This window comes from Pseudarthrobacter oxydans, from assembly GCF_013314975.1.
Taxonomy (GTDB): Bacteria; Actinomycetota; Actinomycetes; order Actinomycetales; family Micrococcaceae; genus Arthrobacter; species Arthrobacter oxydans.
Genome location: NZ_JABTYH010000057.1, coordinates 1 through 9,154 on the forward strand (window position 1 = coordinate 1; position 9,154 = coordinate 9,154).

9 protein-coding genes are annotated in these 9,154 nt (G+C 67.1%); 6 read left to right on the forward strand and 3 right to left on the reverse strand.

What is annotated here, in order from left to right:
- Together HTS88_RS21470 and HTS88_RS21475 are read right to left on the reverse strand one after the other, a co-directional pair.
- A partial coding sequence (locus HTS88_RS21470) for a methionine/alanine import family NSS transporter small subunit (protein WP_013599219.1) occupies positions 1 to 134 on the reverse strand: 134 nt, incomplete at its 3' end.
- A complete protein-coding gene (locus tag HTS88_RS21475; RefSeq protein WP_174182144.1) occupies positions 131 to 1,705 on the reverse strand; it encodes a sodium-dependent transporter in 1,575 nt (524 codons plus the stop codon). The genes HTS88_RS21470 and HTS88_RS21475, both read right to left, overlap by 4 nt.
- Positions 1,706 to 1,919: 214 nt before the next feature.
- Between HTS88_RS21475 and HTS88_RS21480 the strand changes: the two genes are divergently transcribed.
- The 5 genes from HTS88_RS21480 (at position 1,920) to HTS88_RS21500 (ending at position 7,312) form a co-directional block, all read left to right on the forward strand.
- Complete coding sequence (locus tag HTS88_RS21480; protein WP_174182146.1) at positions 1,920 to 2,630, forward strand: alpha/beta fold hydrolase; 711 nt, start codon at positions 1,920 to 1,922, stop codon at positions 2,628 to 2,630.
- Between the two features lie 60 nt (positions 2,631 to 2,690).
- A complete protein-coding gene (locus tag HTS88_RS21485; RefSeq protein ID WP_174182148.1) occupies positions 2,691 to 3,785 on the forward strand; it encodes an agmatine deiminase family protein in 1,095 nt (364 codons plus the stop codon).
- Positions 3,785 to 5,533 carry an amidase gene (locus tag HTS88_RS21490; protein WP_174182150.1) on the forward strand — a complete coding sequence of 583 codons (1,749 nt, stop codon included), beginning with the start codon at positions 3,785 to 3,787 and terminating at the stop codon, positions 5,531 to 5,533. The genes HTS88_RS21485 and HTS88_RS21490 overlap by 1 nt, the downstream gene beginning before the upstream one ends.
- 156 nt (positions 5,534 to 5,689) lie before the next feature.
- The gene (locus HTS88_RS21495) at positions 5,690 to 6,946 is read left to right on the forward strand and encodes a D-arabinono-1,4-lactone oxidase (protein WP_174182152.1); all 1,257 of its coding nucleotides are present in this window, start codon (positions 5,690 to 5,692) and stop codon (positions 6,944 to 6,946) included.
- Between the two features lie 30 nt (positions 6,947 to 6,976).
- Positions 6,977 to 7,312 carry a hypothetical protein gene (locus HTS88_RS21500; protein ID WP_174182155.1) on the forward strand — a complete coding sequence of 112 codons (336 nt, stop codon included), beginning with the start codon at positions 6,977 to 6,979 and terminating at the stop codon, positions 7,310 to 7,312.
- Positions 7,313 to 7,388: 76 nt separating this feature from the next.
- Here the strand turns inward: HTS88_RS21500 and HTS88_RS21505 are convergent, their stop codons facing one another.
- On the reverse strand, positions 7,389 to 7,919 hold the full coding sequence (locus tag HTS88_RS21505; RefSeq protein ID WP_174182159.1) for a MarR family winged helix-turn-helix transcriptional regulator: 531 nt from the start codon (positions 7,917 to 7,919) through the stop codon (positions 7,389 to 7,391).
- Between the two features lie 273 nt (positions 7,920 to 8,192).
- On the opposite strand from HTS88_RS21505, the gene HTS88_RS21510 reads away from it, so the two are divergent.
- Positions 8,193 to 9,050 (forward strand): hypothetical protein, encoded by an 858-nt coding sequence (locus tag HTS88_RS21510; protein ID WP_174182161.1) that lies wholly within the window; start codon positions 8,193 to 8,195, stop codon positions 9,048 to 9,050.
- Positions 9,051 to 9,154: the final 104 nt, after the last annotated feature.

The following is a 9,154-nucleotide window of genomic DNA, read 5'->3' on the forward strand; positions in this document are numbered from 1 at the left end:
AGCTCGGGTGCGTGCTCTTCGGGCAGGGCGCCCTCGTCCTCGGGGTGCCTCTTGAGGTTGACCAGCGCGAGTGCCAGCCCGCCCCAGACAGTGAGGATCGCAATGATCATCATGGTGATGGCGATGGGTGTCATGGTGCCGCCTCCTGTGCATCCTCTTTGACCACGTCGTCGTATTCGGGGTCATGGTGGGCTTTGGAAGTGCGGCTCCAGGGAATGGCCGTCAGGATGAGGGCCAAAACCACCAGTGCGCCGGCCATGCCCCAGCCAAACAGGCCCACGAACCACTCGGGGTACCCCTCGTAGGTGGTGCCGATCTTGCTGATGAACTCGTTGGCCACCATGTAGATCAGGGCGAGGGGCACCACCCCGGCCACCAGCACCATCCACGCCCGCCCCATCTTGATGGTTGAGACGCGGTTCAGGTGGGCCGAGAGCAGCGGCAGCTTGCGCAGGAACCACGCGAGCACCACCACGGTGACCAGCGCGCCCAGGGTGATTCCGAAGCTGTTGACGAAAGCGTCCGAGGTATCCAGCAGGTAGAGGCCCGTAGCAGTGGGGAACAGGCCCAGGGAGACAGCTGCCACCAGCACGCTGACCACCACTGAAGCCTTGACCCGGCCCCAGCCGAGCTTGTCCTGCACGGCGGCCACGATTACCTCCAGCACGGAAATGAGGGAGGTGATTCCCGCGAACACCAGCGATCCGAAGAAGAGCACGCCCATGAGCCCGCCGAAGGGTGCCTGGGACACGATGGTGGGGAATGCGACGAAGGCAAGGCCGATGCCCTGGGTCACGACGTCGTTCACGCCCGTGCCTGCTGCCTGTGCCATGAACCCCAGGGCCGCAAAAACACCGATGCCGGCGAGGATTTCGAATCCGGAGTTGGAGAAGGCCACCACCATGCCGGAACCGGTAAGGTCCGTCCGGCGCTTGAGGTAGGACGAATACGTAACCATGATGCCGTAGCCCACGGACAGCGAGAAGAAGATGTGTCCGTAGGCTGCAGCCCACACAGAGGGATCTGCGAGTGCGGCCCAGTCCGGCGTGAAGAACGCGTTAAGGCCTTCCGCTGCGCCGGGAAGGAAGAGCGACTGGACCACCAGGAGAAGGAACATCACCATCAGCAAGGGCAGGAGGATGGAGTTGGCGCGGGAGATGCCCTTGCGGATTCCGGCCACCATGATGACGATGACCGCCACCCAGACCAGCAGGAGCGGGAAGAAGACGGACGGCACGTAGGTGAAGCCGATGCCCGGGGCCTCCGCAACGGCCAGGAAGTTCCCGAAGAAGTAGCCCTCGGCGTCGTCACCCCACGCCTCCGTGAAGGAAAAGATGGTGTACATCAGCGACCAGGCGATGATCACTGCGTAATAGGCCGCGATGACGAAGCACACCAGCACCTGCCACCATCCCAGCGGCTCGGCTGCACGGTGGAGCCGGCGGTAGGCCAGCGGCGCAGACCCGCGGAACTTGTGGCCCACGGCGTAATCGAGGAACAGCAACGGGATGCCGGCCGTCAGCAATGCCACCAGGTAGGGGATCAGGAAGGCGCCGCCGCCATTGTCATAGGCGATATAGGGAAAGCGCCAGATATTGCCCAGGCCGACCGCCGAGCCAATGGCCGAGAGGATAAACAGCCGGCGCGAGGAGAACGTCTCACGCTTCGCCGGAGCGGCCTGGCCCTGCGACGGTGAGCCGCTCATGCCTCCACACCTCCGGCTGCGCCTGGGCCCGGCACGGCGCCGGCGGGTCCGCAAAAGCATTCTGGCCGTTTCATGAGGGCTCCCTCTCAGGTCACGTCGGAGAAACGCAGGCTACTCGGGGACTTTACTGCCCGCCGGGGCTGCGCGAAAGCCCTGGTGCTCCGCATGCCCCCGGATCACCCGCACCCCCCTCCGCCGGGAGTAGGGTTCCACCATGGACATCATCCTGGTTCCCGATTTCTGGTTGGACGCTTCGTCGTGGGAGAAGGTGTCACCGGCGCTTGAGGCGGCGGGGCACCGGCCACACCCGCTCACGCTTCCCGGGATGCAATCCGTCGACGCAGACCGCTCCGGCATCGGCCTGCGGGACCACATCGATGCCGTGGTTGCCGCCATTGATGCCTTGGACAACAAGGTGGTGCTCGTGGGCCATTCCGGCGGCGGCGCCATCATCCACGGCGCCCTGGACTCCCGCCCGGACCGGGTGGAACGTGCGGTCTACGTGGACAGCGGGCCACTGGGTGAGGGCGGCGTGATCAACGATGAACTGCCGGCCGACGGCGACGACGTTCCGCTGCCGCCGTGGGAAGCGTTCGAGGACGCCGACCTGGTGGACCTCGACGACGGCCTCCGCGAGGCTTTCCGGGCACGGGCCATTCCGCAGCCAAGGGGCGTTGCCTACGACCAGCAGCATCTGCAGGACGACAGGCGCTACGACGTGCCCGCCACCGTCATTGCGTGCGAGTTCCCGTCGTCGCTGCTGCAGGAGTGGATCCAGGGGGGCCACCCCTTTGTGGCGGAGCTTTCCAGGATGCGGGACGTGGAGTACGTGGACCTGCCCACCGGCCACTGGCCCCAGTTCACCAAGCCAGCGGAACTGGCCCGGGCCATCACGGCTGCCGTGGACAGGACGGCTACCAGCTAGCCGGAGCTTAATTTTTCCCAATCCCTTGCCTGCGGGCATTCTCGAATCCATAATAAATGAATGTCATTCATTTATTCCTCCCCGCTAGCCTCCCTGGACGCCACTGCCACCGACGCCACGGCCACCCACATGCCTGCCGAATGGGAAGCCCACCAGCGCACGTGGATGGCCTTTCCACCGCCCAACGACACCTTCGGCGAAGCAGGAAGCCCCACCCTGGACCGCGCCCGCGCCGCCTGGACCAAGGTGGCGCAGACCATCGCCGGCTACGAACCCGTCACTGTGGTGGCCGACCCCCGCGATGCCACCGCAGCCCGCGAATGGCTCGGCGACGGCATTACGGTGCTCGAGGTTCCCCTCGACGATGCCTGGCTGCGGGACAGCGGACCCACCTTCGTGCACCGGCCGGACGGCTCGCTGGCTGCGGTGGACTGGATCTTCAACGGGTGGGGCGCCCAGGAATGGGCCGCGTGGGACAAGGACAAGGACGTTGCCCGCACCGTCGCGGCGGAAAGTTGCGTAACCGTCAGGTCCAGCTCCCTGGTCAACGAGGGTGGCGGCTTCCATGTGGACGGTCAAGGGACCGTGCTGTTGACGGAAACCGTCCAGCTGGATCCCGGCCGCAACCCGGGAGCCACGAGGGACTCGGTGGAGGCCGGGATCCACGCCGCGCTGGGCACCACCAAGGCCATCTGGCTTCCCCGCGGACTCACCCGCGACTACGGCGAGTTCGGCACGCGCGGGCACGTGGACATCGTGGCCGCCTTCGCCGGCGCGGGCACCATCCTGCTGCACCGCCAGGACAACCCCTCCCACCCGGACTACGAGGTCTACCGGGAACTCCGGGACGTCCTGTCGGGCGAGGTCGACGCCCAGGGACGGCCCCTCCGGATCATCGATGTTCCCGCCCCCACCGCCCTGAAGGACGAGGAAGGCTTTGTGGACTGGTCCTATATCAACCACTACGTGGCCAACAACGTGGTGGTCCTGTGCGCCTTCAACGATCCCAATGACGCCATTGCCGCCGGCATCCTGGAGCGCGCCTACCCGGGCCGCACCGTGGAACTGGTGGACGCGCGCGATATCTTCGCCTTTGGCGGCGGCATCCACTGCATCACCCAGCAGCAGCCGGCAGCTGGCGGAGGTGCGGCGTGATGCCCTCCGGGACGGCCGGCTCGCCTGGCACCCAGGGCAGCTTCGACGTCGTCGAGGCCTCCCTCAGCGAACTCCGTGCGGCACTGGAGGACGGGAAGGTCACCAGTGAGGAACTGGTGCGGTTGTACCTGGCGCGGATCGCGAAATATGACTCGTCCGGAATACGTCTGAACGCGCTGGTGGTGATGAACCCGGACGCCATAGCCGACGCGCGGGCGTCCGACGGACGCCGTGCCCGCAACGCCACGCTGGGCCCCCTGGACGGCATCCCCTACACCGCGAAGGACAGCTACCAGGCGACCGGCCTCACCGTGGCCGCAGGGTCCCCCGCCTTCAAGGATTTGGTGGCCCGGAGGGACGCCTTCACCATCGGACGGCTGCGCGCGGGCGGTGCCGTCCTGATCGGGCTGACCAACATGCCGCCCATGGCCAACGGAGGTATGCAGCGCGGCGTATATGGGCGCGCCGAGAGCCCCTACAACGCGGACTACCTGACGGCAGCCTTCGCCTCCGGATCCTCCAACGGGTCCGGAACGGCCACGGCCGCCAGCTTCGCCGCCTTCGGGCTCGCGGAGGAAACCTGGTCCTCCGGCCGGGCGCCGGCGTCGAACAACGCCCTCTGCGCCTACACCCCGTCCCGGGGCGTCATCTCTGTCCGCGGCAACTGGCCGCTGGTGCCCACCATGGACGTGGTGGTGCCGCACACCCGGACCATGGCCGACCTCCTGGAGGTACTGGATGTTGTGGTGGCGGATGACGCAGAAACCCGGGGCGACTTCTGGCGGGTCCAGCAGTGGGTGCCGATCCCCAGGGCCTCCGAGGTCCGTCCCGCCTCCTACCTGGACCTCACGGTCCGGGACAGCACCGCCGCCGGGAAGGTGCTCGCCGGCAAGCGGCTGGGGATCCCCCGCATGTACATCAACGCGGACCCGGAGGCCGGAACGGCCCCCGGTGGCGGGATCGGCGGCCCCACCGGGCAGCGCATCGAGACCCGGCAGTCCTTCATGGAGCTGTGGAACGCCGCGCGGCAGGACCTCGAAGCCGCCGGCGCCCACGTCGTCGAGGTCGATTTCCCGGTGGTGTCCAACTACGAGGGCGACCGGCCCGGCGCGCCCACCATCGCCACCCGCGGCCTGGTGCCGCCGGAGTACCTGCGCCGCGAGATTGTGGACCTCTCAGCCTGGGCCTGGCACGACTTCCTGGATGCCAACGGGGACCCGGACCTCTGCCGGCTGGCCGACGTCGACGGTGCTGCCATCTTCCCTGCTCCAGACGGTTCCCTCCCTGACCGGTACCACGGGTTCGACGACGACATCAGCGACTATCCCGCCTGGATCCGGAAGCACGGGGTCCCCTCCCTCGTGGACATCCCCCACCTGGCCGAGGGACTGCGAGGGCTGGAGGAAACACGGCGCGTTGACCTGGAGCAGTGGATGGACGGCCTGGGCCTCGACGCCGTGGTCTTCCCGGCAGCCGCCGACATCGGCCCCGCCGACGCGGACCGCAACGGGCGCTCGGCAGACCTGGCGTGGCGCAACGGCGTCTGGGTGTCCAACGGCAACCTGGTTCCGCGGCATCTCGGCATTCCCACGGTGACGGTCCCCATGGGGCTTGCCGGGGACATCGCCATGCCCGTGGGCCTGACCTTTGCCGGCAGGGCTTACAGCGATACAGCCCTGCTGCGGCTTGCTGCCGCGTTTGAAGCCACCGGCAGGCGCAGGGTTCCGCCGCCCCGCACAAGCGGGTGACCCGGCAGGTTTACAGCGATAGAAAGTCAGGTGCGCGCTTGTCGCAGCACCCCGTGGACGGCCGCCGCCCGGCAGCGTGAACGCGCCTTGACACTGTGATTGTTAGCGCTGACAGTTGAGGGAGCCAATTGCACCTCCAACCGGAAAGCCGACTCAATGAAGAACTGGGCAGGGAACCTTGAATACGCCTCCGCGGAGGTCCGGCGGCCAGCCTCGGTGGAAGAACTTGCCGGAATCGTGGCCGGTGCCGGCCGGGTCAAGGCCCTTGGATCGCGGCACTCGTTCAACCGGGTGGGCGACACCGACGGCGTGCATGTGCTGCTGGATGCGCTGCCCCAGCGGATCGAACTCTCCCCGGACCGCACCACGGTGCGGGTCAGCGGCGGCGTCAGCTACGGGGAACTGTGCCGCGCCCTGGAGCAGTCCGGCGCCGCCATTCATAATCTCGCGTCACTCCCGCACATCTCCGTGGCGGGCGCAGTCCAGACCGGAACGCACGGCTCCGGCGTCAACAACCAGTCCCTGGCGGGAGCCGTCCAGTCGATCGACCTCGTGCGGCCGTCCGGCGAACAGGTTTCCCTCACCCGCGCCGATGGCGACGAATTCCTGGCCAGCGTGGTGGGACTCGGCGCCTTGGGGATCGTGACCGGCCTGGAACTCGCCGTCCAGCCGAGCTTCCGGATGCGCCAGCGCGTTCTGGAGAACCTGCCGTGGGACCAGGCGCTGGGCAGCTTCCGCGAACTCGTGTCCAGCGCCTACAGCGTCAGCCTTTTCACGGACTATGCCGGGGATTCCATCAGCCAGGTCTGGCTCAAGGCCCTGGACTCGGAGCCGCCCCTGGACGGGCTGTTCGGTGCCACCGCTGCCGTGCGGCCCCGGCACCCACTGCCGGACATGTCCGCGGAAAACTGCACAGTGCAGTTGGACGAACCCGGCCGGTGGCTGGACCGCCTTCCCCACTTCCGCCACGAATTCACGCCGAGCAAGGGTGAGGAGCTGCAGAGCGAGTTCATCCTCCCGCTGGAGCATGCCCCGGCCGCCATTGAGGCAGTCCGCGGACTCGCGGACAAGCTCGCGCCGCTGCTTTTTGTTTCGGAGATCCGAACCGGTGCCGCGGACGGGTTCTGGCTCAGCCCCTTCTACCGGCAACAGAGCGTCGCCCTGCACTTTACGTGGAGGCCGCTGCAGCCCGACGTGGAAGCGGTCCTGCCGGAGCTCGAGGATCTGCTGAGGCCCTTCGGGGCCCGTCCGCATTGGGGAAAGCTCTTCTCCCCCGCAGGGCACGACTGGGAAGCGCTGTACCCCCGCTTCGCCGACTTCCGTTCACTGGCGTCGGCGCACGATCCGGACGGCAAGTTCCGGAACGGGCTGCTGGACAGCATCCTGGGGGTACCGGCGGCCAGCGCGCGGTAGCACGTTGTGCCCACCCGATAGGCTGGGCTGATGAACCGCCGCCTCGCAGTCCTGTCCGCCGCTCCCCTGCTCCTGCTCCTTTCCGGCTGTGGTGCCGTTGAGGAGGCAGCGGGCAACGCCGTCAGCGACGCCGCCTCGAAGGTGGCAACGGCCGGCGCTGCCGAAGTAAAGCGCCAGATCTGCGCTGTGGTCCAGGATGGGCTGGTCAGCGTTGAGGACAAGCAACTGCTGGCGGGCCTCGTCTCTGCAGCGTCCACGGCCGGGGTCCCGGCTGAAATTACGACGCCGTTGGGCCAGATTGCGGAAGCCGGAGACGAGGTGCCGGCAGAGTCCGTCCAGGCACTTGAGGACGCCTGCTCGGCTTAGGCTTAGCCGCCCGGCGCAGGCCGGAACGGCCCATAGCCCGTTTCAGTGCCGGCCTGGGGTGCCGGGCCAGCCCGCCTTAGTGGCCTGACTGGTCCATGCCGCGAAGGCCGGTTCCGCGCGGCCCCTGGGGGCGCCTTGCAGTACGGTGCTCGGGCGGAGCAAACGGGACCACCTCCTGGTTCCGGCTTGCCGGCAGTGCATTCACGAACTTTGACAGTTCCTCACTGAGGACCTTCCAGCTGATGTTGGGATCATCAGGGTAGGCATTTATTTCTTCCCGGCGCGCGGCCTCAAGGATGGCTTCCCCTGATTCCGTGAGTTCCACCTTGAATTGCCTGCGGTCGGCGGACTGGCGCGTCCTGGTGATGTGACCGGCGCCCTCCAGCCGGATCAGGACCCGTCCAAGGGTCTGGCTCTGGACCCGGATCGTTTCGGCGAGCTGTTCCTGGTTCAAGGGCCCGCCGGCAAGGCCTTCAAGGGCTATTACAGCCGCGCGGGTCAGGCCCAAGTGCGCCAGGGCGTCGTCCTGGCGCCGTTGAACCAGCCTGGCCGCCACAGAAATCAGGCGGTAGCTGGTGCGGGCATCTGGATCGAGATTGCTGGTCATCGGGCCGTGGCCTTCCTGTGGGTGGCGAAGTGCAGGGTGTTATCACCTCTTGTTGCGTCGCTACGTTCTCTACAATAAGCATGCTTAGCATCCAATTCGCAAGTAGGCTTACTATCCGCCGGGCCCAGCATGCTCCCTGAGGCCCCCTTATTAGGCGACCCTCTTGCGCTTCAAATGGAAAGTGTGCTTAGTATCTAAATAGTAACCATGCTTACTACTAGCCAGCGTTGCTGGTTCTTGATCGCCAGCTGACCCTTCAGGAAAGAGAGCCCGATGACAGAGAACCAATGGCCCCAGACCCCCGGCACTGCAACCACCGATCCCTACGGTGTGACCGCAGCAGGTGCCGAAGAAAACTATGGCACCACCCCCGCTGGGGGTTCCGCCGGAACCTCCAAGAGCCAGGCGGCCAAGGAAGAGGCGTCCAATGTTGCCGGCCAGGCCGCGACGTCCGCCCAGAACGTAGCGCAGTCCGCCAAGGACGAAGCCGCGCACGTGGCGTCCGAGGCGAAGCACAGCGCGCAGGACCTGCTGCACCAGGCGAAGTCAGGCCTGACAAGCCAGGCCGGCACCCAGCAGCAGAAGGCCGCCGAAGGCATCCGCACCATTTCCAGCCAGCTGCACAGCATGGCCGACGCGCCGGACCAGCAGGGCATGGCCAGCGACCTGATCCGGCAGGCTGCCGGCACCACCGACACCGTGGCCTCCTGGCTGGAGAACAAGCAGCCGGGCGACATTCTCGGCGAGGTCCAGCGGTTTGCCCGCAACAACCCCGGAACTTTCCTGCTGCTTGCAGCCGGAGCGGGCGTCCTGGCCGGCCGGCTCACCCGCGGCCTGACCGCAGGCGCACCCGAGTCCCGCGGCGCAGCGTATGGCTCACCATCGCAGCCGTCCGTGCAGAACCAGCCGGTTGCACCCCTCCACCAGGAGACGGGTTACGCAGCCGGTAACGACGACCTCTACAGCGAGCCTGTTGTGGGCGCCGGTGCTCCGGTATCCACTACTTCCCTGCCCTCCGGCACGGCCGAAGAGACTCCCCTCCGGTTCGAGGACGACCCCTACCGGGACGAGGACGGCTCCTACCGCAGCACCGACGGCGGTTACCGGTCATCGGAAGGACGCCAGCTGTGAGCAGTTCCATTCCAGAACCCGCTCCGAGTGCGGCGCACCAGAAGGCGGACAACGCCTCGCTGGGTGAGCTGCTCGGGGACGTGACCCGTGACCTGTCCACGCTC